The organism is Lysinibacillus zambalensis, from assembly GCF_040183165.1.
Classification (GTDB): Bacteria; Bacillota; Bacilli; order Bacillales_A; family Planococcaceae; genus Lysinibacillus; species Lysinibacillus zambalensis.
Genome location: NZ_JBEGDG010000007.1, coordinates 85,183 through 109,855 on the forward strand (window position 1 = coordinate 85,183; position 24,673 = coordinate 109,855).

Consider the following 24,673-nt stretch of genomic DNA (forward strand, 5'->3'; position numbering starts at 1 on the left):
TCCTTATCATTATTGAATATTAACGTATAGTAAATTAGTCTCAATTACTAGTTTCTAATCGATTTCCACCCTATTTTCACCTCAAATATCCGCATAAACATTGCATATTTACGACTAAACATAGACGACTATTCCCCGCCTATACAACATAGAACATTCAATTACCGCATAAACATTGCATATGTAACTGATTTATCTCTTTTTCTTAAATATAAAAATGACTCGAAAATAAACGACTATACAGCACAATTACTCTTATAAAACCTACATTTCTTCTATTGAAATTAGATCCATTCACGAGTAATGACGTTAGCATAGCAAATCGTCTTTTCGAGTCATTTTATATAGTTATTTTCCAAACCTAAGTATCCTGACTAACTAACTTATAATATTAATTTATCATTCATAATAAAATATTGATATGTATTTTAATTCAATCTAACTTAGATAATTTCTCCTCTCAACAATATCTAGAGCATAATTTAAAACACTCCTTTTAGGTAAATCATCATTTGCACACATTGCCATTAATTTTAAAGCTTCATCTGGTTGTGTAATAGATAGCTTACTTATAACCAAAAGTAATGCAGACTCAACAGACTCATCTTTCTTTATATGGACTCTCTTCATATTATTCATCTTAATAACTCATTCCCCTTTCTTATTATATACTAATAATTATTGGAAACTTTTCTATAAATTACAAGTAAAAAGCTAGCACTTGTAATATTTTAGGGTCTGAAGTTTCATTCACTATAGACAATAATACAACAATTCAAATATGAATGAAATGGAATTCTTTATATTTCAACATACTTCGACAAAACTTCTTACCATTTAATAGAAAATTATTAATGACCATCATTTTGTATTTTAATATTTAAATTTATTTTGTAACTTCACTAGCTGATTGACTAGTTTCATATTATTACATAAACGGAATAAAAAATTAAATAACAAAATACATAAAACAGTTGACTTAAAGTTTATTGGTGATATAATTTAATTAAATACATAAAAAGGAGATTGGTATTATTGAAAAACTATGAAACAATTAACGAAGAGGTATTTGAAATGAACATGACTAGAGAGGATAACTTCGGCAGTAGTGAAATCATGTATTACTTAGAAGAAATGATCAGTATGGATATGGGAAAGGACTATGAATTAGAAGCCTATCAGGATATTAAGTGGTATGGGAAAGTTAAGAAAAGCACTTTGAAGAAGATTAAGCGCAACATGTATAAGTTATATAATGAAAAGTTTTAAGAAGAATACATATGAAATAAAATTGCTGTAAATTAATACAGTGATTTTGAAGTAGATGTGACACTTTCTATTAGTAGATAATAAACTCTTGTTAAATCGATTGGAATTAATTAAAAAAGCATACATATGTGGTGAGAAATCAAGTTTTAAAATTAATATATTAAATACATAAAATTATAATTAAATAAGGAGAAGCTACATAATGAACGTAAATTTATGGTTTGCAAGAGACAATCATGGTGAGATTACAACTATTTTAAATTCAAATATTGCAATTACATATACCTGCCCTATTTGTAATAGTGAAGTAATTCCAAAAGCATTAGAATCAAAACAAGTTACGCCACACTTTGCGCATATTGATAGAAATACATGTACAGGCGAATCCTTTATTCACTTCTGGATGAAGCATGTATTTATTGAACGTGGAGATACATTTACGATTATTACAGATGAAAAACACACTTTTACATGTAAGGATTTTAAAACTGAAGTAACTTTTAATTTAGAATCTGGAATATACCGTCCTGATATAGTAATTGAAACTGAATGTGGTAATGAAATTGTATTTGAAATGGCTCATAAAAATAAGAAGAAAGTACAAGATTACATTGATCGTTGGATTGAGCTAGATAAGATTGTGGTTGAAGTGGATACCCCTACTTTAACTGGACAAAATGAAGTGAAGGAGTTTAAAGCTCTTTATTATAAAGGGAAATGCTTTAACTTTAATAAGCGTGATGGTGGTTATTATAATACTGTCGGTAAGTTGAAAGAAGAAATGAAGCAGAGTGGTAAATATGATATTGAGTTAATTAAGAAGTTAGATTGGTTTTGGATGGATATAGATAAATTTAACAATGGTAAATTAGACATTGAATACATGAGTGCGGCAATAGATGAAATTAAGAATACTTCATATAATTTCAAATCAGTAGTTTTAAGGATATTAAAAACTAGTAGATGCACTTTGCTATATGCAGATTATAAAGAGTACCTAAAATTAGACGATTACGTTAAATTTGATTTTAAAATGATGAGTAACGATTTAGAACAGCATGTATCAGGAATAAATTTATTACTTAGTAATCTAGATAGTAGATTAGAAATTAAGGACATGTATAGTAGACAAATAATAATGCGAAGTTATTACAATGGTAGTAGGAAATATCCTTACAAGTATAGAGAAGTTGATCATTATTACCATATTGAATTGAATTTTAGATTTAATAAAAGAAGTATAAAAAAGATTAAAGTTACCAATAGATTCATGAATGTTACTGATAAATACAGATATATTTTAAATGAATGCATTGAATCTATACCAAATAACAGGAAGTGCTCAGAATGCAACTCTAAATTTGAATTAAGTACTCAAGAAATTAAATTCTTTTTAAACAAGAAATTATCTCTACCCAAACGGTGCAAAGACTGTAGAAAGAAACGTAAAATTATAAATAACTAATAATGGAGGTCGATTAGTTGCGTAAACAAAAGCAGTATTTAACACTGAAATTTAATTCAGACAGACTGAAAAAGTTTAAGTATGATATTCAAGTTTCACTTGATGAAGCTATTGATAACAAGGAACTAATAGCTGTATTTGAAAATCAATTGATCGACTGTATTTTAGACATTAAGGATGCTCATGTGGAACAAAAAGAAGTGGATAAAATTAAATCTGAAATTTCTAAGTTAAATAAAATGGATAGTTCCGGAGCGAACGGAGCTAAAATCAAACAGTTGCACGAAAAATTAAATACTATGATTTATGTTCCAGAATACATAACTATAGAAATGTCTAATAAAGGTCAGTATAAACATCTTTATAAGAAAGGAGTTAAGATTAACGGAATAAAATATAAACGATTTAATTCAAGCGCATCTCAAGCAAGAGTTAATACGGTATTGTTCATAGCTGAAACTGTGTTTGAGGAATTAAGAAACCGTACAGATAATGGTAGAAATCAAAATGTCACCATCGCTCCTGCTAAATTAAACGCTTATAGAGGATTATATGGAAGTTCTAGATTTAGAGTTTCAACTCCTAACTTTTGCGTAGTAAAGGATTATGAAAGTCCAACATCATTTAAAGTTAACTTTGTAACTGAAACAGATTATAGTGAAGATGATGTAATTGAGCAAAATAAAGAAATAACAAAAATGTTTAATCGTTTTGATGGTCAAGGACTAATATCTCCTAGTCAAGCAAGGAAGTGGGCTAATGAGTTAAAACTTGATTATTTACCTTCCCAATTCTGCATTAGAGGTAGTTTTCTCAAAGGTATGCTCACCGTTATGGACATTCATAAATGGATTGAAAAGTTTAACAATGGTGATTATATTATTGAAACTATATATAAAGATGATGAAAATAAACCAATTTTAGTTGATTTAAGAGATATCGATGTAATAATTACTGAATCTCAATTAAAGCTTTGGGATAGTTGGTCTTCTGTTGAATATTATAGAAAATGTTGTGAAGAGAACAACCTTTCTTGGGGAGTAAGTATATATGCACCCAAGTATGACAAGACTTTCTTCTATCAAAATTATCAATTCCTACAAACTTTGAATTTAGATGATAATGATGTTGTCAATATTACTGATAAGTTTGTGAAATGGATTAAAGGAGTGACATCTGAAAACGTATATTATACAATGCTGTTTCTTGTAGGAATGAATACTGATGAAAATAAGTTTATACAGTTTTTAAATAGTAAAAGCGCAAGTTGGATCAAAGCGTTGATTATTGAACCTGAGTTAATAAAAGACAAATACATAAGAAATAAAATATATAACATGCTCAGAAAGAAAATTCAAAATGCCTCTCTAGGGCAAATTATTGTTGACGGTAATTTTCAAGTAATTGTATCAGATCCTTTTGCTATGATGGAGGCTGTGTGCGGTAAAGAGGTTAAAGGATTACTTTCAGAAGGTGAACACTATAGTAATTATTGGAATGAACGAAATATTAATGAAGTTGTAGCTAGTCGTAGCCCCCTCACCTATCGTAGTGAGCACGTATTACTAAACTTGATTAAGAATGAGGATACTGAAGAGTGGTATAAGTATTGTTATAGCGGGATCATTTTAAATGCTCATGGAAATGAGACGGATAGATTCGCAGGTAGTGACTTTGATTATGATATCATTGCTACTACATGTGATAAGTCAGTAATCAAAGGAGTTTATCGAAATGAGCTACCTGTTGTTTATGAAGCTCCTAAACCATCTAAAATAATCCCTACTGAAGATGATTTATATAATGCTGATACTTTTAGCTTTAACAGTATTATCGGTGGACTAACTAATAAATCTACAACTGGATATGCGTTATTAGCTGCTTTACCTCCTGAATCAGAAGAATATAAAATAACACTTAATCGAATCAAGACAATCACCAAAGCTCAATCGGCACAAATTGATAAAACTAAAATAGGACAAGAAGTTAAGGGTATTGTACCAAAATGGGTAAGTTATCAACCTATTCCAAAGGACAAAGAAGAAACAGATAAAGAAAAATATGTACGTGAATTAAATAATAGGATTTTACTTGATAAGCATCCATATTTCTTTATGCATCTATATAACAATACAAGAAAGAAATATAAAGATCATGTAAAAAAATATGAGATATTAGCTATGCAACGTTTAGGAATTACTTTACCTGAATTAAAAAGCATAAAACGTTTAAATGATGAACAATTAGCTTTCATGGATGAGTATCATCGTAAATCCCCTGTTATCGAGTCTGATTGCGTAATGAATAAAATATGTAAACGTATTGAGTCTGTAGAGTTTGATATTAAGAAGTTGTTGAAAGTTAACGAGGAGTTAACTGTGCATGAATCATTTATCAATAAAGATATCGAGTTCAACCAAGATACATATAAAAAAGTCAAAAAGACATATTCAAAATTCAATTCTATGATTAGAAATGAAATGAATAATTCTCAGGATAATAATAGGACTACTTATGATGATAGTATTGCTCAAGATATTAACATCATTAGAAAGCAATTAAAAGTAAAGTTACATGAGGTATGTAGTAACAATACAGAATTGATGAATTATGTTGTACATATGTTTTATGTTGACAATAAAAACTCTAACAAAGATGTGATGTGGTCACTGTTTGGTGATGAAATTGTTGAAAAGTTAATGTCTGAAAGAGAATATATATACGTTCCTATTCAGGATGATAAAGGAGAGATTGAATACTTGAATAAAAAATACACTGTAGAAAAGGTGGAATTACTTTAATGGTTATGAATAAATATTATAAAGAAAAAGAATATATAGAAGGATTATTAAAAAAGACTAAGCTAGATACTGGTATTAGAAGCGATTTAAAGGTTTTAGCAAAGTATTATAAGTATGTAGGTCAAAATAAAGAAGATATCGAAAAGTCGCTGTATGAATTCTGTGAAAAAAAATGTAAGGGTTGGTTTAATAAAGTAAGGCATTATAAAATGATTGATAATGCAGTCAATTACTCTTTAAAGGAAGACAGTAAATTAATTCAAATTGAATCTATTCCTATTACTAAGTATGAAATGAATTTTATTGAATCATTAGAGTATGACGAATTAGATAAGAAGATCATCTTTTCTTTACTGGTAATTAATAAATTAAATAATGAAAGATTAAAACTAAGAGGTGTTAATACTAAAAATAATTACTTTGGTGGATCAGGAGAATACAGTTACAAATCATTAATGGATACATTGAATGAAAAATTAACTCGTACATATCGTGAAAAAGGAATACATAAAACAATTAAACAATTTAATGACGATGAAATAACTCGCACTACTAATCGATTATCTTTAGAATTGCTATTTTTAAATCAAATCGAAGAAGATGACAAGCTAGCAATAGAAGTAAATGACTTCGACAATATTGGGTTAGCTTATGAATTCTATTATGAAAGTAAGAAAGTAAAGACCTGTATTAAGTGCAAGAGGTTAATCAGAGTGACTAATGGTAACAAAAAATATTGCAATAAATGTAAATCTGAAATTTTAAAAATACAAAACAGAATTGCTGATAAAAAGTACAAATCTAAAATGCGAGAAAGCTGACTGTACCTTATATCCCTACTCTCCCAACGCTTTAAAGAGTCGATGACAAATCGTATATATGATAGAGAATGAATCTGTCAAATTAATAAAATACATAAAATAAAATCAATTGGATAAAAGGAGAAGCTAAAATATGACAAAGGTAAACGTAACAGAATTAGGAAAATTAACAAAAGATGCATTAGAGGCGAAAGGTATCAAATTAGATTCAAAAGAATCAAAGGACACAGTAGAAACTGTATTTGAAGTTATTCGTGAACGACTACTTGCAGGAGATAATATTGACATCTTTGGATTTGGTAAGTTAGAAAATAAAACTCGTGCGGCTCGTAAAGGTCGTAACCCACAAACTGGATTAGAGATGGATATTGCAGAAAAACGAGCGATTGGTTTCAAACCTCTTGGTGAATTAAAGAAACGACTTAACCCTTAATTTTTAATACATAGCGAATTAATACAGACGTTTTAAATACAAAATTGAGTTAGTGGTAGGGTTCTCCCCTACTCTTCTCTATTAATTAAATTTTAATTAAATAATCCTATCTGTAAAATCCGAACAGTTTGTTCATTAGAATTTTGCAGATAGGATTATTTTTGTACTTTTGAATTTACGGAGTAAAGGATGATAAATTATGGCGAAAGAAAATAAAGGCTTTGGATTTAATGGTGAATTAAAGTTTGAAGATGGTAAGTATTACATCATTGAAACAGTTAAAGGTGTAGAAAGTACTTATGACTTGTCTGCAAAGCTAGATGAATTTTTAAATAATCACGTTTCTGTAACTGCTAAATTGGAAACTTCTATTGAAGCGATTGAAGATTAAGGAGTGGTCAAATGACATCTTATGATTTAAAACGTAAAAATATCGAAACACTTGATGATTATCATATTCGTTTGTTTGAAGACATTCCCATTCATGAATTAGACTCCGATGAATTAGCTGAAATACTCAATAATGAATATGGTGTAAACTATTCAGAGTCTAAATGGCGCAAAGATTACGCTCAATATGTGAAATGGAAGCCGTATATCATTTCTAAATATGCTGAAGGTGATGAGTTAGATAAATTAACAATCAAGAAATTAGAGATACAAAAAGAGCGTAACAAACTATCTTCCGAAAAGAATGAGTTAAATAAATGGATTCGTGAACAAGCACGTACTGAAAATGTCTATGAGAAGATTGAACAAGCTATTACCAACCTATCTCCTATTCAAGTGCCAAAATGTGAGATTAAAGAAAATAATAATAAACGTACAGCGATAATTGATATTGCTGATTCACATTTTGGTAGCGAAGGTAAAATTTTAGGATTTAACGATGAAGTGTTAGCTGAATACAATGTAGAAATTTTCAAACGTAGAATGTGGGAGTTGCTTGAACATACAATTTCTATTATTGAGAAAGAGAAGCTTACTCATGTTACAGTATTAAACTTATCTGATTCGATTGACGGACTACTACATATGAATCAATTACAATTCCAACAATTAGGCGTAGCTGATCAAGTAATGCAGTTTGCTGAATTTACGAGTGAATGGTTAAATGCTCTATCTGAATATGTAACAATTGATTATCGTTCAGTATTAGGAAATCATAGTGAGAATCGTTATTTAAATAGTTCTCGTGGTGAATTTGCTCAAGAAAATATGGAGCGTTTAATTGTATGGTATTTGAAAACTCGATTATGTGAAAACAAACGTATTCAAGTGTATGATGCAAAATCAATTATTTATTTCGATGTGTTAGGTACTAAAATTTTAGCTACTCATGGACAAGACGAGAAAAATCTAGAGTCATCAATTAAAGACTATATGATGATCTACAATATTAATGTACATTTATTTAAAACTGGACACCTACACCATTTGAATAACAAAGTAATTGGAATGAATGGACTACAGAATATCGAACATATGCAATCTCCTTCTATGTGCGGAATTAATGAATATAGCTTAAAGCTTAAAAAGACCGCTAATGCAGGTTCATTAATTACAATATTTGAACAAGGTTACGGTAAACTTTGTACATACGATATTCGTTTGAAATAGGTGATACATATGAAAAGTCTAGTTTTTGAAGTTAGATTTGTAGCTTTTATATACATACAGGAATTAAAAATTTTATTAAAACGGTTATTTAAAATAATACATAATTACACTTAAAATAATTTTATTGGTTATTCATAGAAATCTCTCCTTTTAGCACATCTATTTAGGTTACTACCATTTCCTTTATAGGTGTGTAATAAAGCAGAGATGCTTATTAAGTAGGAGTATTAGGAAGTCATGAGCCTGATATGAGTGTACATATTCCTTGCACTCCCCTACTTTTATTATTTTTTAGGAATGAAGATACATAAAGGAATGATGTATATGTTAATAAACGATTTTGTGGAAGTAGTACTAAATAGCTCAAACATCCCCTATTACGAGGATTTAGGCTATGAAATACCTAGATGGAGAAGAAGCACAAAAAGAAGTAAAACAGACTTAACTGTACGTAAAGGTACTAAAATTATTGTAGATATTAAACATATACCTAAGGGATCGCATATAAAAGTAGATGTACAATGCGATTACTGTGGAGAAATATTACATAAACCTTATTATAAATACATATCTCAAAATGAGAATAGTACAATTAAAAAAGATTCTTGTAACTCATGTAAAGGAAAAAAGACAAGTGAGTATATGAAATTAGTTCATGGAGTTAATCATAATTCACAACTATGCAGTTTTAGAGAAAGTGTTTCTGATAAAAATAGAACAGACTCTTCTGAAGTTTTATCATCATTTAATAAATTGAATTATACTATGTTAAGTGAATATGTACGCTATGCTGAACCAATAGAATTTATTTGTAATAAACATGAATGTCTTGGAATACAGATCACTTCTTATAATATAGTTAAGAATTTCCAAAGTGGATGTAAGGCTTGTCGCTATGAAAAGATAAGTGGAGAAAATTATTATAATTGGCAAGGCGGAGTAACTAATATCTATAATTACCTTAGAGGTAAATTAGGTAAATGGAGAAAAGATAGTTTAGATAACACAAATTATAGATGTCTCCTTACTAATTCAGAAGAAAATTTAGTAGTTCACCATCCTTATAATTTTCATAATATTGTACATGAAGCATTGAATTGTTTGAATCTTAAAGTCCATGAAAACTTAGATGATTATAGTGATGACGACTTATCAAAATTAACTAGTACTTGTTTAGAACTACATAATAAATATGGTTTAGGGTTAGTTATTTGTAAAAGCTTGCATAATAAATTTCATGCAATATACGGCAATAAGAATAATACATATGATCAATTTAAAGAATTTAAGAACAACTACATAAATGGCGAATTTAGAGAGGTCGTGTAAACGGTGTCTCTTTTTTATTTTGCAGAAAGGGTGTTTACGTTTGGATAAAATGAGATGTAATTGCTGTGGTAAAGATAAAAGGTTAGCAGATTATTATGCATCAACCTCTCATTTTAATAAGCATACAGGAAAATCCAATATATGCAAGCAATGCATTTGGGATTACGTAGAACCAGACAATGATTCATATTCGATGGTTAAAGTTAAAGATGTACTACGAGTCATGGATAAACCGTTTTTATTTGATTTATGGGAATCTTCTATTGTTGAAGCAACGAATAGTAAACAAGCGTCTTCTTACTTTAGAACATATATGAAAAATGTAGCTCTACCAAACTATACCTCATTTACATGGGCAGACAGTATTCACGAGTTAGAGAATAAAGAACATGCTGAAAGATATTATGACATACTAGATGATTTTGAAGTAACTACAGATATTACTGATTTTTGGGGTACTGGTTTTGAAGAAGATGAGTATCGCTTCCTAGAAAACGATAAGAAGAAATTAGAGGCAAGCTTTGAGTGTCCTGATTACGGTATGGAAATGATTATGAAAGATATTTCTTTTATTAACTTAGAAATTAACCAATTAAGACAGGACAAAAAAGGTAATAACCAGAAAACAATAACAAACCTTATCGAAACTAGAAGTAAATTAATGAATGACGCTAATATGAAACCTATTCAATCTACTGGAGCAGAATCAAATGATCAAGTCACTTTCGGAACACTAATTAGAAAATGGGAAAATGAAAGACCAGTACCTAAACCTCTAGATGATGAAATGAAAGAGTATATTGATACATATATGATTGGGCACTTAGCTAAAATGCAAGGATTGAATAACGAAGCTACTAAAAAATACGATGAAGCTTTATCTGAATACACCGTTAAGTTTGAAGATATCAACAAAGATGAAGAATATATGGATGATTAATTATGACATCACATAAGAACTTTCAAGTAAAACGAAACAAGCAAACAAAAGCTGTTGGTGTCTTCGATAAAAAAAGAAGTTTCAATAAAAGTAATGATAATTTAACTAAATCCGAAAAGTTAATGGAAGGTGTAGCTGCGTGGGCATCTTTTTATAATTCTCGCCCAGATATTTTTGCTGAAGAGTATTTAGGAATTTCATTGAAACCATTTCAAAAGATATTAATATATTGCATGATGTACTATAACTACACTGCTTTTTATGCTAGTCGTGGATTAGGTAAAACATGGCTCACTGCAATATTTTGTGTAATTATTTGTATTCTGAAGCCTGGTACTAAAATTGTAATTGCGGCAGGTCAAAAAGGTCAAGCAATGAAGATTGTTACTGAAAAAATACCAGAACTAATTAACCAATCTAAAACAGGAATGCTAAAACGTGAAATAAAAGGTTCAATTAGGACATCCATGAATACCGATGATCCTAACGTAGAATTTATGAACGGATCTTGGATTAAAGTAGTTGCTGCGACAGACAGTGCTAGATCTGCTCGTGCAAATTTATTAATTCTAGATGAGTTTCGTATGATTAAGCCTGAAATTTATAAAAACGTATTAAGACGATTCTTAGCTTCTTCTAGACAACCTGCATATTTAGAAAAACAAGAATACAAGAATAAACAGGAGTTTTTAGAGCGAAATAAAGAGATATTTTTGACATCGGCATTCTATAAATTCAATTGGTCATATGAAAGATTTAAAGTTTTTGTGAAATCAATGATCAATGGTAAGAAGTACTTTGTGTGCGGATTCCCCTATCAAATTGCAATCAAAGAGAATTTAACTAACAAGGAACAGTTAATGGATGAGTTAGCCGAAGATGACATAGATGAAGTCGGTTGGACAATGGAAATGGACACACTATTCTTTGGTGAGAGTGAAAAAGCTTACTTTAAAACTGAAGAAATCCAAAATATTAAAACAGCTCTCTTCCCTATTTACAAAAAAGAGCATGTTGAAATTATCCAAAACAAAAAATTTACCACTAATAAAAAATCTGAAAATGAAATTAGAATTTTAAGTTGTGATATCGCATTATTGGGCGGAGATGTGAATGACTCATCTGTATTCACATTAATTTCTGCTAAGAAGAGTAAGAATGGAACTAAGTATAAACGTAGTGTTTTAAATATCGAGTCATATCAAGGTATGCATCCAGAAACACAAGCATTAAAAATAAGACGATTATTTGATGATTTTGATTGCGATTATATAGTATTAGATAGACAAGGTAATGGTATGAGTGTGTATTCATATTTATGTCGCAAACTCTATGATACTGAAAGAAAAATAGAGTACGGAGCTTCTTATTCAATGAATGAGAAATCAGACCCTAAATTAGCACTATATCATACAGAAGATGAATACGATGAAAAAGTTTACACTGTTTCAGCAACGGAGGAATGGAACAGCGAAATAGCATTAGATTTGAAAGATAAGATTATAAATAGAAGAATAGAATTCTTACTATCAAAAAACGATGTTCGTGAACATTTTAATGATGAAGTATGGTTCAACAAACTAAGTCCAGAAGATCAAGCTGATTTAATGTTACCTTATATGCAAACTCAATTATTAGAATCTGAAATGGTATTACTCGAAAGAATTCCACATGACAAATTCGTCAAATTAAAAGAGCAAAACGGTAAGCGCAAGGATAGATATACAAGTTTAGCGTATGGTAATTATTTTATTACTTTGAAAGAAAGAGAGCTAGTTAATCATGACTCTTCTATTGATGACTACCTTTACTTTATGCAATCAGGTTTTTAATTTATTAAATACATAAAGAAAGGAGAAATAAGGTGTCAGAAGAAAATTTTCAGGATTTTAATGAATGGATTGAGGTTGCAGGTTTAACTGATTTTATAACTCAATATGGATCAGGTAGTTCTTTACGTGATATAGCACTGACAGATCTATATAAATACTTACAGAACCCATATTCAAATATTAAAGATATTCAAAAAGCATCTAAATATCTAACAAATAAACATGGAATAATCAAAGAAGTATTACGCTCTCTAAAGTCCCTCCCCTCACTCGACTACATTATTTCGTGGTCAACAGTAGATGATGAAAAAAAGCTTAAAAATTACGAGAGAAAAGTAAATGACTTTCTCAAAGAAATCGATATAAAAACATTCATAAGAGATGGTCTTTTTGAGGTTGGGGAAATGGGTACGATTGTTACCTGTTTAAGAAATAAAAGATACATTCAATTTTTAGATTTAGATGATTTAAGAATTAATAAACAAAGAAATGGACGTTGGGTAGTTGAGTATGACTTAAATTCTATAAAGCAGCACAAAACTGTAAATGACAAGTTAGCTGTTATTGAGTCGTTACCAGATGAATTAACATTGGCAAAATACAACCTTTTTATTAATAAAGGTGAAGATTACAGATACATAGAATTAAAAGACGCTGACGTTATTAACATTGATGGTAATAGAAATATGCCATATGGATTACCATTAACCATTGGTGCATGGTCATCTATTTTACAAAAGGAAATCATCGATAGAGTTGAACGTTCTGTAGCAGATCGATTATTAAAAACAATTGTTATCTTATCAGCAGGGCATTTAGATAAAGAAGGAACAAAACCTGTTCCCAAAGAAGTAATTACAGCTTATTTTAATGAGGTAAGTAAATTATTTAATAAAAAGAATGGTATGAGTTTCAATACAGGGAAAGAAAGTTCTGGAACTGGTACAATTGCCCTTCCACACTTCTTTAAACTAGATACTTTAGAGGTTAACACTGAATTATTCAAAAAAGAACTGTATGACAAAATTGAAAAAGATATTTATTCAAACTTAGGCATAAGCCCTGCCGTTCTTTGGGGTGGCGGAGGAAATAACTTCAGTTCTGCACAATTAAATAGTCAGAAGTTTTTTAGATATATATTCACTTTATTGGAAAAGTTTGAAGTATTAATTAACAGATATTTAAAACAGATATTACCTAAATCAGTTTCTTGCGAATTCGTCTTCGCCAAATCAACAATGCTAGATAAAGATAAATATGTCGATAAATACAAAGACTTATATATGCAAACTGGAATTTCTAAGTTCTGGATTGAGTCGCTTACTGGTCTTCCATATGAAAATGTTATCGGACAAGCAGAATATGAACGCAAAGTATTGAAAACAGAAAGCATCATCTACCCTGCCTCTAATGCTTATACTCAAAGTGGAAACAATGATAATAAAGGTGGCGCACCTACAGTAGATGAACCTACAAACGAAAATACAATAAAAAGCAAATCAAACGGTAGCAACAATAATCCAAAGCCATCTACAAGTTAAATGAGGTGAACTATATGAAAGGCTACTCTCCTACTTTTAGAGTTAACTCTAAAACAGAAATTGCTTCTAAATTACAATCTGTAGTTTTAGAGTTGGGAGTTAGAAATGTCAAACATAAAGAAAACTGTAAATGTGAAGAATGTAATAACAAAAATACATAATGCTAATTTATACCGTTAAAGGAGGTGAAATGTTGAAAGAAATTTTAAGTATAAAACCAATTTCGCTTGAACTAAATGAATCAAATGATATTTATATGCTTTTAAACATTGGTATTTTATCAAATGTTGCTAACTATAATGATGCACAATTTACTGATGAGTTTATTGAATATATTGTTTCCAATAAAGTTACATATATAGGTCTACCTTTACAAGTTAATAAGGAAAAGTTAGAAAATGCTGAGTATGACAATTTAACTCATGAATTAGTAAATGGTAAGTTGATGACAGACTCTATCGGATCATTTGTTGATTTCTGGACTGAAACTATTGATGATGCAACAGTATTAATGGGCAGCGTTAAGATTTGGAAGAGATATCCGAATACTTGCAGTGCAATTCTTGAATTATATGAGAATGGAGATCTAGAGTCATCTTGTGAAGTGATGATAAAGGAATACAAAGAAATTACTGAGGATGGCATTCGTATTATTGACCATGCAGATGGAAGCAATGCCTTTATAGGTTCTGCTATTGTTTCTAACCCTGCTGAATCTAGAGCAAAAGCCACACTATTAGTTGCAGAAGCATATGAAAAAGATTTGAGTATTGAAAATGAAGAAAAAGGAGATGTCACTGTGGCAGAAAAAGAGGTATTTAACAAAGGTCATAAAATTCAGTATAAAGGAAAATTTGAAACTGCTTCACTTAAATATAGTGAAATTTCAAATCAAATTTATAATAAACTAAATCCAATTAACGCTAAAACAAATGGTCGTCAATATAACTATTATATTCATACAATTTTCAATGACCATGTTATTGTTGAAGATTGGGATGATTACGAAGTGTTATTCAAAATTCCTTATTCAATTGAAAACGATGAGGTAATTATTTCTCCATCAGATCAATGGGAACAAGGAAAACTAGGCTTTATTCCTGATAACACTGTAGAATTAACAAATCTTTTGTCTGAAAAAGAAAAAGAATTAAGCGATGTTCAAGATGAGTTAACTCAGGTTAAGGAAGAGTTAGCATCATTACAAAATGATGAAACTAAAGAGGCATCTGATTTTAAAGATAAAATCAAAGAACTTAACGATACTATTGTAACTCAAGCAGGAACTGAATCTGAATTAAGAAATGAAATTGCTGAACTTAAGTCTACTGTTGAAGAACTAGTTCAGTATAAAGAAAAAGTTGAAATAGCTGAAAAGGAAACTGAGATTACAGAATTAAGTAATAAGTATTCTAAATTACTTTCGGAAGAAACTTTCAAATCAGACGATGTTCAAAATGCTATTCAAGAATTAAATTCAGAGAAACTAAATGAAATTGTCGTAAATGAAGTAACTAAACAAAAAAATGAAGTCGAAGTTGCATCTAAACAAAATGACGACGTTATTGTAGTTGCAAGTAAACAAGATGATTTAATCGTAAAAGATAAACGTGAGTTCTGGGCTTCCCCTCGCTCATAAATATTTTTAAAATATTAATACATAAAAACTAATTTAAATGGAGGAATTACATAATGGCAGGTTTTGTAGCTTTAGGAAATGATTTATATATTGGTACTTACAAAAGTGCAGTTAAAAACGGAGTAGAGAATGGTCAATGGGTAGTCTTAGATCACAAGGTAAAAACAGGTACATTAGCAGACGCTACTACAGGCGATAAAGAGGTTTATTTTGTTGTTAATGAAGTTGACACAGTTGATGAGCAATCTATCGACACTGTTGATTACAAAGTTAAAGAAGGTGAATACCTTCGCCTAAAGAAACCTCAAGTAGGTGAAATTCTTGTAGCAACTAAATTTAACGGTACTTTAGCTGAAGGTGACGAAGTTGCGGTAGGTGCAGGTGGTAATGTAGAAGCTATCGGTTCTCGTACTCCTATTACTAAATTAGTAGTAAAAGAGAAAACAAATGAGTATGGCGAAGAAACACTTCGCTTATTAGTACTTTAATATTAAATAATACATAAATAATCGGAGGAATAAATAATTATGACTATTAGCAAAGATTCTCGTATTGTAGAGGTATTTTCAAAAGATTTATTAAAAGCACAAGTTGAGGTAAAAGAATTAAAGAATGCGAATGAATACATCAAAGAACTAGCTTCAAATCCTAGTCCAGATAATCGTTATGAAATTGCACAAATCATGTCTTATGTGATTGATGAAGGTTTACGTCAACGTTTAAACTATTTTGAAGCATTGGCAGATGTTAAAAATACAGGACTTGGAGAAAAAGCACAATTTAAAGTTAATGTAAATGGACTTAAAGCAATGTTCCAAGCTAAATCAGCATCTACTGAACGCTCTAAAGTTTCAAGCAAATTCGTATCTCTTGATACTGAAGAAGTTTCTGTGCGCCCAGTTGTCAATTTCTATGATTTAGCTACTGGTAAAGTAGATTTAATCAAAATTGCTGAACAAGCAGTAATTGAAATGGAAATGGCTATTGTAAAACGTATCCAAGATTCGATTTATGCTGCATTTTCAGCAATGACAACACCTAACTATGCTCCTGGTTCTGGTATTGTTAAAGGTACATTTGACCCTATCTTACATGCGATGAATCGTGTTGGAGGTTCTGCTTCTATTGTAGGTGACGTCGAAGCATTAAGTAAATTCACTGCAATTGCAGGTTTCAACAGTAACGTTCCTGATGCTTTAGCGGTAGAACATAACCAAAATGGTATGATTGGTTCTTATTTAGGCGGTAAACTAATGAAGTTAAATAACCCATTTGTTCCAAATTCTTTAACAGAAACAGAATTACGTAAAGATTTAATTTATGTAATTCCTTCTGGAGATGCTTCATTACGCCCAGTTAAGGTTCATTTCGAAGGTGGAGTTCAAACTACGGATGCACCTGTAAATATCAACTCTAAAGAGGTAGAATTCCGTTTCGATCAATATGTCGGTGTAGGTGCTGTTGGGGTTCGTAAGTTACTTGGAGTATATGAAGATACAACGCTATAAAATTATATAGTACATAACTGAGAGGAATTTATTTTCCTCTCTTCTTTTATTTTTCGTAAGATTTACAAGGAGGATATATTTTAATGGCTAAATATAAAGTTTTAAACGATAACCCTTTCAATGTAGGTATTCGCTTTGAAAATGAAGCAAATAGAGAAATCACTATTAGAGGTAAATCTTTTGTTTTAATGGAAGAAGATGATATTCTCTATACTGATTCAGTGAGTAAATTATTCCGCAATGGAGTAATTACAGTAGATGATAATGAATTAATGATCAAGATGGGATACATGGAAAAAAGTTCTAATGCTATTTCAGATGATGAGATTGAAGCATTATTTAAGGGTACACCAAAGAAGATCAAAGAGGAACTAGAAAAAATCGATGCTAAACATGCAATTGAAAAAATTGTAAGCTATGCAAAAACATCTGATTTACCTCAGTCTAAATTAAAAGTAGTAAAAGAAGTATTTAATGTTGAAATTTTCGAAGAGCTTGATCAAGAAATTGTTTAAAGTAGGTGCTTCCTAATGACATCTACATCTTATTCGGAAATTTTTGGTTCATTCTTGGATAAAATAAATGACTATTTCATAAAAAATCAATTAGAAATAAATCCAGTTTTTGCAGATGAAATACTGTCAGGTTATTTGAGATCTGCTATTCCTAAGTTCACTTATTGTACTAAAAATCTATCTAAAAGAGATGAAGTTTTATCTCAATTCAATATTTGTTTGTCTGATATGGAAAAAGAAATATTGGCAACTCTAATGATTGCCGAACACCTTTCTCCGAAAATTAATAGTGAAGACTACGTGTATAATAAAATCGGTTCAAAAGATTATAACCTACACTCACCTCCCAATCAACTTAAACAATTGAGAGAATTACGTAAAGATGTAAAAGATGAAGCTAACTTATTAATGATTGAATATTATTATAGGCAAGGTGTTTAGTATGAACATATCAGTTGAATATATTAAATATCTAAGAGATAGATTCTATGAAACGCTTTGTTTATTTGAAGAGAAAAATGAAGGACTTTCTCGTTATATTGAATCATTTAGTTATGAATTATATGGGTTGCAGTATTTAGTGGAAGATTCTAAAACCATCATTACTCTTCTAAGTATTCTAGAACATTTTTACGATGACAGCTTTTCTCCAGAACCAGACATAAAAATAATTAGAGGAGAAGTTTTTCGTTGTATTAGTTTAATAAATAAGATGTTTAAAGTTGGTGATAGTACTTGAATTACAGAGCTAAGTATATACAACGATTGAATATTGATGGAGATAATTCAAGAGATGCTTATCACAATAAATCTAAAATTATTGCTAAACAGCAAATATTAAACTCCCCTAATAGATATGACGTTTATTTAAATCTTGATAAGTCTGTAACTCATTATTGCATCACTAAAGATAAAGATACATATAAAAAACGTAAATTTATTTTCATACCTGATACAAAAGTAGATATGGGACATTATGCTACTCAAGGAGAACTTACTTATTTACTGACTGGTAAAGATACAAATGAAATAACTCCTCAATTTTTAGGCGAACTTTGTAGTGCTGAATTTCCAGTAAAATATGCAGATGAACAAAAGTTTCTAGGTTATGACAAGCTTGACAGACCTATTTATAAGACTATACCAGGAGAAGTAACAAGATTACCATGTGTCCCAAAAATGAATGATGCTTCTACGGCAATCGCAGACGTAAATGAACCAGTCAATCTATTAGCTAATCAGGTGATGGTTGTTATCCCCTATACCGAAGCGCCTTCTATTGGATTAAACGAACAATTTGATTTATACAATGAAACATACCGCATTATTAGAATTGATGAATCTAGTTCAATAAATAAAATTGGTGTTTTAAGAATTACTGGCGAACGTGAAGGAAGAAAGAATTCTAGTGAGGAGGTCTATGAATGAAGCTAAAAGAATCGTTAGAGAAATTATTTATTGATTTATCAAAGGATGAAGAATTACTTAGACTACTTCATTATGTTCCAAAAGATGCATTAGATGACCCATTAGATAAATCAAAAACTGATATCACTAGTTTAAAAGATAAACATAAAATTATTTCTAAAGTATTAATGCCATCAGATAAAACATACGATTTAGTTTTAGATTCCAAAATGTCTCGAATTTGCTTTTATACAGGTTCTCGTAAACCTCAAACAGGTTACAATAATGCTACAAGAAGATTGCAGGATAATCCATATGCGTCTGACCAAATATACAACTTCGATGTATATGTACATGTAGATATTGATATAGTTGATTTTCGGATGACTTGGATTTGTGACAGGTTAGATGAACTACTGCTTCTCAACTCTATTACAGACGTTGGCGATTTTATTTTAGCATTTAGCTCCCCTATCAATAATACACCTAAAGGCTTCATAGGATATAAACTTGCTTATACTACTACTTCACTTCAAGAATCATCTAAGAGAGTACAAAAATGAAAATAGATTTAGATAATGTATGGGGAAATCCTAAATATCACCGCAATATTCCAGTATACCCTGTTCAAATGGAGAATATCGAACAATTATATGATGCGGTACAATGTCTATTACTTCCTAAGAATACAATTCAAGAGCCAACGATTATTAAGATGTCTTATTTAGCTTTCTTATTTTTCGTTAGTTCAGATGAGAGCAATAGACACTTCTTCGATAAGTTAATAACTCTTATAAAAATAATTAGTAGAAGCGAAAATATCAGATTTGATGTTGATGACAAAAATAAGTATTCGATTGTAATTGATGATGAAATTGTAATTAGAGAAAGAGACTTCGAGAAAATTAAGGCGATTATTGGTGAACAGAATTTAATTGATGTTTCTGATGAAAGCTTAGGTACAGATTTTGATAAAGCTAAAAGTGAAGCTAGAGCTTTTATGAATAAAAAAAATAAGAAGATGGCTGATTTGGAGCAACAAATAATTGCTTATAAATGTGTTTCAAAGTCTTCTTATGATGATATTAAGAAAATGACAATTTACCAATTTAGAAAAGAATTAGAACGATACGATTTAATTAAATCTGCTGATATTCTTCAAAATGCTCAATATTCAGGAATGGTTTCATTTAAAGAAGGTACAGTAATACCACATTGGTTAGACCAGATTGAAACTAAGAATCCAGATGATGATTTAGTACTGTCTAAAGAGCAACTTGACCAGATTTCTTCAAAAAATGGTTTAGTAAGTATTTAAATAACAATATACATAAAAGAAAGAAGGAATTTTATAATGACAGAAAAACTATTTGCTTTATCAGTAGCAGATGCATTATTAATTGATCCACAATCAGATGCATTAGTGGTGAAAGGTACAGCACTATTAAGCTCAACAATGGAACAAACAATGCAAGAACAAGAAGTATTTGCAGGTCGTGGATCGCAATTACAATTCACTTATAACTACCAAAAAGTATTATCATTCCAAATTGAGGCTGCTGACTTCTCACCTACATATTTAGCTTTACAAACTGGTTCAAAAATTAAACATGAGATGTCGAAATATTACACTGAAGAAACAGTTACTTTCGATGCTTCTGGTAAAGGTACGCTATCTGATAAACCAATTGGTGGAGTATACGTAGAGATGGCTTCTAATCATAATACAATTACTGCTACTGATTCTGTAATCAATGTGCCTTCTTTAGCAAATAAAACAGCAAAGGTAGTATATCAATACAATGTATTAGTTGATAAATTAACTATTCCTGCCAATTCATTCCCAAAAGCATACAAACTAGTACTTACTTCTGATATCTTCAGTGCTGATGGTGACAAAGTATTTGAGCAACAAATTATTGCTCCTCGATACAAATTAGATGGTGCTTTGTCAATGAACTTAACTCATGATGGAGTTTCTCAATTTACTTTAAACGGAAAAACTTTAGCTGATGACGATAACAACTATGCTTATATTACGTGGAAACCAGTTGGTAACACAAAAGTAGCAATTTCAATGTTGGCAGCTAATATTGGCGAAACTACTCTTGCTGTAGGAGAAACTGAAACTGTTACTGTTTACGGCATCCGAGGCGGAGAATATAGCAATATTGTAATGGATAATTCTACACTTACATTCACAACAGATGATGAAGCTGTAGCTACATTTGTTAACGGAGTTATTACAGCTAAGGCAGTTGGAGAAACAAACGTTAAAGTTTCAGATGGAACTAATAAAGATACAATTGAAGTTGTAGTAGCATAATTAAATAAATACATATTAATGAGTAGGGTTAATTCCCCTACTCTCTTTTTATTATTTGAGGAGAAAAGGAGAATTTAAATATGGGTCAATTAAAAATAGCAGAAGTTAAAAAGCGAATCAAGGAATTACATAAGAAACAAAAATTTTATCTAGATAAAGAAAATGATGAATTTATTTACTATTATCCAAAGTTCTCTGAGAAGAATTATTTATTACAATTACATATTGCCAAGAAAACAAATTAGATAAATTAAAAGATGATGACCATGTTTTATAATACTTACAATTCCTTATCATCAAACATTTTACTTCTTTAAAGGAAGAGTTAGATAGTAAGCCTTTTGATACTCATTTTGAAGCAAAAGAATCGTTAGAAGAAACTGGACTATATCGTATTTTCTTAGACCATATGTTTGATCCTGCTGAAGTACACGATGTACTCGATAGATTTAACGATATTATTAAACTAGGTACAAATATTGTAAGTGAATTAGAAAAAGAATCTAAAGATACCGATTTGAAAGTTTTAAATACGTTAGGAAAATAATTATGGCGAAAGTACAAGTTAAAGATTTAAATCAGTTGAAACGCTATTTGGAACGTGGAGACATAATCAATACTGTATTCAAAGATAAAGGTATTGAAAGCGTTCTAGCTAAAGAAATGTCTAAAGCTGTACAAGATGTAGTTTATCGTCGATATATACCAGTTGAATATTTACGTAGAGGAAATGATGGCGGTTTATCTGACGTTCGTAATATGAAGATTACTAAGGTTGAAGTTGATGGTGGTAAAGTTAGAGTTCTATTTGAAAACTTGACTTTAGGACAAGGACACTTCTCCCCTATTTATGAACATGATTATGATTCATTAAGAGGTCAGTTTATCACAGATACCATTGAGGATGGTATAGATGAAAATTGGTATCGTTCAGGTAAGTGGAGTGAGGCTAGACCTTTTGTACAAACTACAATTGAGCGCATTCAAGCTAATCCTCTACCACTTATCAATGCAATAAAAAGTGCATACAAAAAACTTGGATTTGAAGTTAGATAAACTTTAAGTCTTTTTTTATTTCATTCTTATGAAAGGAGAATGACGGATGAGTAAAATTACAAAAGTTAGGTATTTCACTAAAGACAAGTTAAAGAAAGTGAATCCTGATAATTTTAAGTTGTATGAAAAATATTTAAAGAGTAATATTCAGAAAAACAGAGATGTTAAGGATACAACATATAAGGTTTATCAAAACTATTTCAATCAGTTCTTAGTTTACCTTATGGAAGAGTGTGACAATATTAATTTGTATGACAATGATTTCTTAGATGATGCAGTAGATATTATGGAAGGATTCATTAGCTTCTGTCAAGAAACTCTAGGTAACAATAAAAAAGTAATTAATACTAAATTAAGTGTTATTTCTAGCTTTTACAATTGGTCTGAAAAAAGACAATTCATTGATAAACACCCATTCGCAAATAAATTGGAACGAATGAAAGGTGCTAATGAAGAAAGTATCATCACGTCTCACTATCTTACTCAAGATGAAATTGACATGATATCTAAGGGTTTATTAGAAGATAAAAAATACGATATCCAAGATAGATTGATTTGGAACATTATGATTCAGTCATGTAACCGTGTTGGAGCTATTTCGAAGTTAACTTTATCAGCTCTGGATTTAGAAGGTATGTTATTTGAGGATATTCGTGAAAAACGTGGTTACAAAGTTGAAGTAATATTTGAAGAAGATACTAAGCAACTAATTGAAGAATGGCTAGAGATGCGAAAAGAAATGGATAACTCTGAAGTTGATGCGTTATTCATTACTAAGTTTAATGGTGAATATAGACAAATGGTAAAAGAAACAATCCAATGGAGAATTAAACGCTTTGGTGAAATCATCGGAATAGACGATTTCCGATCACATAGCATTCGTAAAACTGCATTAAATCAAATTTATGAAACCACTGGAGACTTAGCATTAGCAGCCGAAATGGGAAATCACAAATCAGTAGAAACTACTCGTCAATCATACATTAAACCTGCATCTAAAGCTGATGTTCGAAAAAAGATCGCAAAATTGAAAGAAGAAAAAGCTAAAAAGAAATTAGATGAAACTAATACATAAATGATTGAACTACTCCCCTACTGTTATTAGGGGGTTACTTGAGTTATTTAGATAATATCAGAATTTTATTTAATAAAATACATAAAATATCTTGTATTAACTTTACTCTCCTGTTAATATTGAGTTGTAGATAAGAATTTTACATTCCATCTACTGATTAATAAAATACATAATTAAAGGAGAGATTCAATGGTAAAAGAATTAAAAGTGATGAATCATGAAGGACAGTTAGTAACAGATAGTCGAGATGTAGCTGAAATGATTGGTAAGCAACATTGGGAAATTTTAAGAATGCTAGATGGCACTAAAGATGGTAAAACTAAAGGTTTTGCTCAGGTTCTTACTGACAACAATTTTGTGGTGAGTGATTTCTTTATTACACACACCTATACGGATAGCACTGGACGAGCATTACCATGCTACCTTATAACTAAAAAAGGCTGCAATATGGTAGCTAATAAAATGACTGGATATTCTTCCAATGATTGAACAAGACGAACAAAAAGAAATAGCATAATACTTACACATAATTAATAAAACAAAATACATAACAAAAGGTGAGAAAACCACTCTCACCTTCCATATTATTAATAAATATCAATTACTGTTGCTTCGACAATATCAACAACCTGCATGTCCAATTTAAAGAAGAAACATTCATCTTTAAATATAAAGTTTTGAATCGCAATATTATCTGGTGTAATTATGGTATCGATATCACTAAGTAGATTATAGTGTACATCTTCAATCGATACGCATAAATCAAATTCAGCTATCCCCTCCTCCATAACATTGAATGTAAAGTAATTGGTGAATTTGTATGTAGCTTCTGGTAGATGATCTATGGATATGTTGAAATTTTCAATGCTGAAATCTAGAATGTTATCTTCGTCATAATTGTACTCTTGGTAAATTACTTCAAACGTTTTAATTTTACCATTCTCGTAAATTGGCTCACCCATTAGCTCAACTTGTGATGGAATATTACCTTTTGCAATAAGTTTGATCGATGTGATTAATGTGTTCATTTCTCATTCTCCTCTTCTTTTGTGAAATTTATTTAGTTTTGTACGTTTGTACGTATTTGAGTACATTT

Annotated in this window: 27 protein-coding genes and 1 pseudogene; 26 read left to right on the forward strand and 2 right to left on the reverse strand. The window is 30.2% G+C overall.

Annotated elements, in window-relative coordinates:
* Window positions 1-438: 438 nt before the first annotated feature.
* Window positions 439-639, reverse strand: coding sequence for a hypothetical protein (locus tag ABNX05_RS11445; RefSeq protein ID WP_349659863.1), 201 nt, complete (start codon window positions 637-639; stop codon window positions 439-441).
* 396 nt (window positions 640-1,035) lie between these two features.
* Between ABNX05_RS11445 and ABNX05_RS11450 the strand changes: the two genes are divergently transcribed.
* The 26 genes and pseudogenes from ABNX05_RS11450 (at window position 1,036) to ABNX05_RS11575 (ending at window position 24,066) form a co-directional block, all read left to right on the forward strand.
* On the forward strand, window positions 1,036-1,269 hold the full coding sequence (locus tag ABNX05_RS11450) for a hypothetical protein (protein ID WP_349659864.1): 234 nt from the start codon (window positions 1,036-1,038) through the stop codon (window positions 1,267-1,269).
* Window positions 1,270-1,471: 202 nt separating this feature from the next.
* Complete coding sequence (locus ABNX05_RS11455) at window positions 1,472-2,734, forward strand: competence protein CoiA family protein (protein WP_349659865.1); 1,263 nt, start codon at window positions 1,472-1,474, stop codon at window positions 2,732-2,734.
* 17 nt (window positions 2,735-2,751) lie between these two features.
* The gene (locus tag ABNX05_RS11460) at window positions 2,752-5,535 is read left to right on the forward strand and encodes an RNA dependent RNA polymerase (RefSeq protein ID WP_349659866.1); all 2,784 of its coding nucleotides are present in this window, start codon (window positions 2,752-2,754) and stop codon (window positions 5,533-5,535) included.
* Window positions 5,535-6,356: a hypothetical protein gene (locus ABNX05_RS11465; RefSeq protein WP_349659867.1), complete on the forward strand. Its 822-nt coding sequence runs from the start codon at window positions 5,535-5,537 to the stop codon at window positions 6,354-6,356. The genes ABNX05_RS11460 and ABNX05_RS11465 overlap by 1 nt, the downstream gene beginning before the upstream one ends.
* A 133-nt stretch (window positions 6,357-6,489) precedes the next feature.
* Entirely contained in the window at window positions 6,490-6,789 is a 300-nt protein-coding gene (locus ABNX05_RS11470) for an HU family DNA-binding protein (protein WP_349659868.1), read from the forward strand.
* Between the two features lie 199 nt (window positions 6,790-6,988).
* Window positions 6,989-7,180, forward strand: a complete 192-nt coding sequence (locus ABNX05_RS11475) for a YonK family protein (RefSeq protein WP_349659869.1) — start codon at window positions 6,989-6,991, stop codon at window positions 7,178-7,180.
* An 11-nt stretch (window positions 7,181-7,191) separates the two neighbouring features.
* Window positions 7,192-8,409: a hypothetical protein gene (locus ABNX05_RS11480; RefSeq protein WP_349659870.1), complete on the forward strand. Its 1,218-nt coding sequence runs from the start codon at window positions 7,192-7,194 to the stop codon at window positions 8,407-8,409.
* Between the two features lie 342 nt (window positions 8,410-8,751).
* The gene (locus ABNX05_RS11485; RefSeq protein ID WP_349659871.1) at window positions 8,752-9,738 is read left to right on the forward strand and encodes a hypothetical protein; all 987 of its coding nucleotides are present in this window, start codon (window positions 8,752-8,754) and stop codon (window positions 9,736-9,738) included.
* Window positions 9,739-9,787: 49 nt separating this feature from the next.
* Complete coding sequence (locus tag ABNX05_RS11490) at window positions 9,788-10,678, forward strand: hypothetical protein (RefSeq protein WP_349659872.1); 891 nt, start codon at window positions 9,788-9,790, stop codon at window positions 10,676-10,678.
* A 2-nt stretch (window positions 10,679-10,680) separates the two neighbouring features.
* Window positions 10,681-12,510 (forward strand): terminase large subunit domain-containing protein, encoded by a 1,830-nt coding sequence (locus ABNX05_RS11495; RefSeq protein ID WP_349659873.1) that lies wholly within the window; start codon window positions 10,681-10,683, stop codon window positions 12,508-12,510.
* A 32-nt stretch (window positions 12,511-12,542) separates the two neighbouring features.
* Window positions 12,543-14,051 (forward strand): hypothetical protein, encoded by a 1,509-nt coding sequence (locus ABNX05_RS11500; RefSeq protein ID WP_349659874.1) that lies wholly within the window; start codon window positions 12,543-12,545, stop codon window positions 14,049-14,051.
* A 190-nt stretch (window positions 14,052-14,241) separates the two neighbouring features.
* Complete coding sequence (locus tag ABNX05_RS11505) at window positions 14,242-15,690, forward strand: DUF8531 domain-containing protein (RefSeq protein WP_349659875.1); 1,449 nt, start codon at window positions 14,242-14,244, stop codon at window positions 15,688-15,690.
* A gap of 53 nt (window positions 15,691-15,743) precedes the next feature.
* Window positions 15,744-16,178, forward strand: coding sequence for a hypothetical protein (locus ABNX05_RS11510; RefSeq protein ID WP_349659876.1), 435 nt, complete (start codon window positions 15,744-15,746; stop codon window positions 16,176-16,178).
* Window positions 16,179-16,217: 39 nt separating this feature from the next.
* A complete protein-coding gene (locus ABNX05_RS11515) occupies window positions 16,218-17,198 on the forward strand; it encodes a hypothetical protein (protein ID WP_349659877.1) in 981 nt (326 codons plus the stop codon).
* A gap of 83 nt (window positions 17,199-17,281) precedes the next feature.
* Entirely contained in the window at window positions 17,282-17,713 is a 432-nt protein-coding gene (locus ABNX05_RS11520; protein WP_349659878.1) for a hypothetical protein, read from the forward strand.
* A 15-nt stretch (window positions 17,714-17,728) separates the two neighbouring features.
* Window positions 17,729-18,154, forward strand: a complete 426-nt coding sequence (locus ABNX05_RS11525) for a hypothetical protein (protein ID WP_349659879.1) — start codon at window positions 17,729-17,731, stop codon at window positions 18,152-18,154.
* 1 nt (window position 18,155) lies between these two features.
* Entirely contained in the window at window positions 18,156-18,452 is a 297-nt protein-coding gene (locus ABNX05_RS11530) for a hypothetical protein (RefSeq protein ID WP_349659880.1), read from the forward strand.
* A gap of 26 nt (window positions 18,453-18,478) precedes the next feature.
* Window positions 18,479-19,141 (forward strand): hypothetical protein, encoded by a 663-nt coding sequence (locus ABNX05_RS11535; RefSeq protein WP_349659881.1) that lies wholly within the window; start codon window positions 18,479-18,481, stop codon window positions 19,139-19,141.
* Window positions 19,138-19,683, forward strand: a complete 546-nt coding sequence (locus ABNX05_RS11540; RefSeq protein WP_349659882.1) for a hypothetical protein — start codon at window positions 19,138-19,140, stop codon at window positions 19,681-19,683. Before ABNX05_RS11535 ends, ABNX05_RS11540 begins: the two co-directional genes overlap by 4 nt.
* Window positions 19,680-20,438 carry a hypothetical protein gene (locus ABNX05_RS11545; RefSeq protein WP_349659883.1) on the forward strand — a complete coding sequence of 253 codons (759 nt, stop codon included), beginning with the start codon at window positions 19,680-19,682 and terminating at the stop codon, window positions 20,436-20,438. Before ABNX05_RS11540 ends, ABNX05_RS11545 begins: the two co-directional genes overlap by 4 nt.
* 36 nt (window positions 20,439-20,474) lie before the next feature.
* The gene (locus tag ABNX05_RS11550; protein ID WP_349659884.1) at window positions 20,475-21,446 is read left to right on the forward strand and encodes a YomU family phage tail tube protein; all 972 of its coding nucleotides are present in this window, start codon (window positions 20,475-20,477) and stop codon (window positions 21,444-21,446) included.
* Window positions 21,447-21,526: 80 nt separating this feature from the next.
* Complete coding sequence (locus ABNX05_RS11555; RefSeq protein ID WP_349659885.1) at window positions 21,527-21,691, forward strand: hypothetical protein; 165 nt, start codon at window positions 21,527-21,529, stop codon at window positions 21,689-21,691.
* Between the two features lie 44 nt (window positions 21,692-21,735).
* Window positions 21,736-21,993, forward strand: a pseudogene (locus ABNX05_RS26550) (hypothetical protein); the annotation flags it as partial.
* A 2-nt stretch (window positions 21,994-21,995) separates the two neighbouring features.
* Window positions 21,996-22,502 (forward strand): hypothetical protein, encoded by a 507-nt coding sequence (locus ABNX05_RS11565; protein WP_349659887.1) that lies wholly within the window; start codon window positions 21,996-21,998, stop codon window positions 22,500-22,502.
* A 46-nt stretch (window positions 22,503-22,548) separates the two neighbouring features.
* The gene (locus ABNX05_RS11570; protein ID WP_349659888.1) at window positions 22,549-23,577 is read left to right on the forward strand and encodes a tyrosine-type recombinase/integrase; all 1,029 of its coding nucleotides are present in this window, start codon (window positions 22,549-22,551) and stop codon (window positions 23,575-23,577) included.
* Between the two features lie 189 nt (window positions 23,578-23,766).
* Complete coding sequence (locus ABNX05_RS11575; protein WP_349659889.1) at window positions 23,767-24,066, forward strand: Rha family transcriptional regulator; 300 nt, start codon at window positions 23,767-23,769, stop codon at window positions 24,064-24,066.
* Window positions 24,067-24,164: 98 nt separating this feature from the next.
* Here the strand turns inward: ABNX05_RS11575 and ABNX05_RS11580 are convergent, their stop codons facing one another.
* Window positions 24,165-24,605, reverse strand: a complete 441-nt coding sequence (locus ABNX05_RS11580) for a hypothetical protein (protein WP_349659890.1) — start codon at window positions 24,603-24,605, stop codon at window positions 24,165-24,167.
* Window positions 24,606-24,673 lie beyond the last annotated feature (68 nt).

Excerpts from the sequence above, each read along its gene's own strand:
- ABNX05_RS11575 (WP_349659889.1), top strand. The coding sequence starts at position 23,767 with ATGGTAAAAGAATTAAAAGTGATGAATCATGAAGGACAGTTAGTAACA.
- ABNX05_RS11550 (WP_349659884.1), top strand. The coding sequence starts at position 20,475 with ATGACAGAAAAACTATTTGCTTTATCAGTAGCAGATGCATTATTAATT.
- ABNX05_RS11495 (WP_349659873.1), top strand. The coding sequence starts at position 10,681 with ATGACATCACATAAGAACTTTCAAGTAAAACGAAACAAGCAAACAAAA.
- ABNX05_RS11530 (WP_349659880.1), top strand. The coding sequence starts at position 18,156 with ATGAACATATCAGTTGAATATATTAAATATCTAAGAGATAGATTCTAT.
- ABNX05_RS11540 (WP_349659882.1), top strand. The coding sequence starts at position 19,138 with ATGAAGCTAAAAGAATCGTTAGAGAAATTATTTATTGATTTATCAAAG.
- ABNX05_RS11510 (WP_349659876.1), top strand. The coding sequence starts at position 15,744 with ATGGCAGGTTTTGTAGCTTTAGGAAATGATTTATATATTGGTACTTAC.
- ABNX05_RS11470 (WP_349659868.1), top strand. The coding sequence starts at position 6,490 with ATGACAAAGGTAAACGTAACAGAATTAGGAAAATTAACAAAAGATGCA.
- ABNX05_RS11520 (WP_349659878.1), top strand. The coding sequence starts at position 17,282 with ATGGCTAAATATAAAGTTTTAAACGATAACCCTTTCAATGTAGGTATT.
- ABNX05_RS11580 (WP_349659890.1), bottom strand. The coding sequence starts at position 24,605 with ATGAACACATTAATCACATCGATCAAACTTATTGCAAAAGGTAATATT.
- ABNX05_RS11475 (WP_349659869.1), top strand. The coding sequence starts at position 6,989 with ATGGCGAAAGAAAATAAAGGCTTTGGATTTAATGGTGAATTAAAGTTT.
- ABNX05_RS11565 (WP_349659887.1), top strand. The coding sequence starts at position 21,996 with ATGGCGAAAGTACAAGTTAAAGATTTAAATCAGTTGAAACGCTATTTG.
- ABNX05_RS11490 (WP_349659872.1), top strand. The coding sequence starts at position 9,788 with ATGAGATGTAATTGCTGTGGTAAAGATAAAAGGTTAGCAGATTATTAT.
- ABNX05_RS11570 (WP_349659888.1), top strand. The coding sequence starts at position 22,549 with ATGAGTAAAATTACAAAAGTTAGGTATTTCACTAAAGACAAGTTAAAG.
- ABNX05_RS11465 (WP_349659867.1), top strand. The coding sequence starts at position 5,535 with ATGGTTATGAATAAATATTATAAAGAAAAAGAATATATAGAAGGATTA.
- ABNX05_RS11445 (WP_349659863.1), bottom strand. The coding sequence starts at position 639 with ATGAATAATATGAAGAGAGTCCATATAAAGAAAGATGAGTCTGTTGAG.
- ABNX05_RS11515 (WP_349659877.1), top strand. The coding sequence starts at position 16,218 with ATGACTATTAGCAAAGATTCTCGTATTGTAGAGGTATTTTCAAAAGAT.
- ABNX05_RS11525 (WP_349659879.1), top strand. The coding sequence starts at position 17,729 with ATGACATCTACATCTTATTCGGAAATTTTTGGTTCATTCTTGGATAAA.
- ABNX05_RS11555 (WP_349659885.1), top strand. The coding sequence starts at position 21,527 with ATGGGTCAATTAAAAATAGCAGAAGTTAAAAAGCGAATCAAGGAATTA.
- ABNX05_RS11480 (WP_349659870.1), top strand. The coding sequence starts at position 7,192 with ATGACATCTTATGATTTAAAACGTAAAAATATCGAAACACTTGATGAT.
- ABNX05_RS11545 (WP_349659883.1), top strand. The coding sequence starts at position 19,680 with ATGAAAATAGATTTAGATAATGTATGGGGAAATCCTAAATATCACCGC.
- ABNX05_RS11505 (WP_349659875.1), top strand. The coding sequence starts at position 14,242 with ATGTTGAAAGAAATTTTAAGTATAAAACCAATTTCGCTTGAACTAAAT.
- ABNX05_RS11455 (WP_349659865.1), top strand. The coding sequence starts at position 1,472 with ATGAACGTAAATTTATGGTTTGCAAGAGACAATCATGGTGAGATTACA.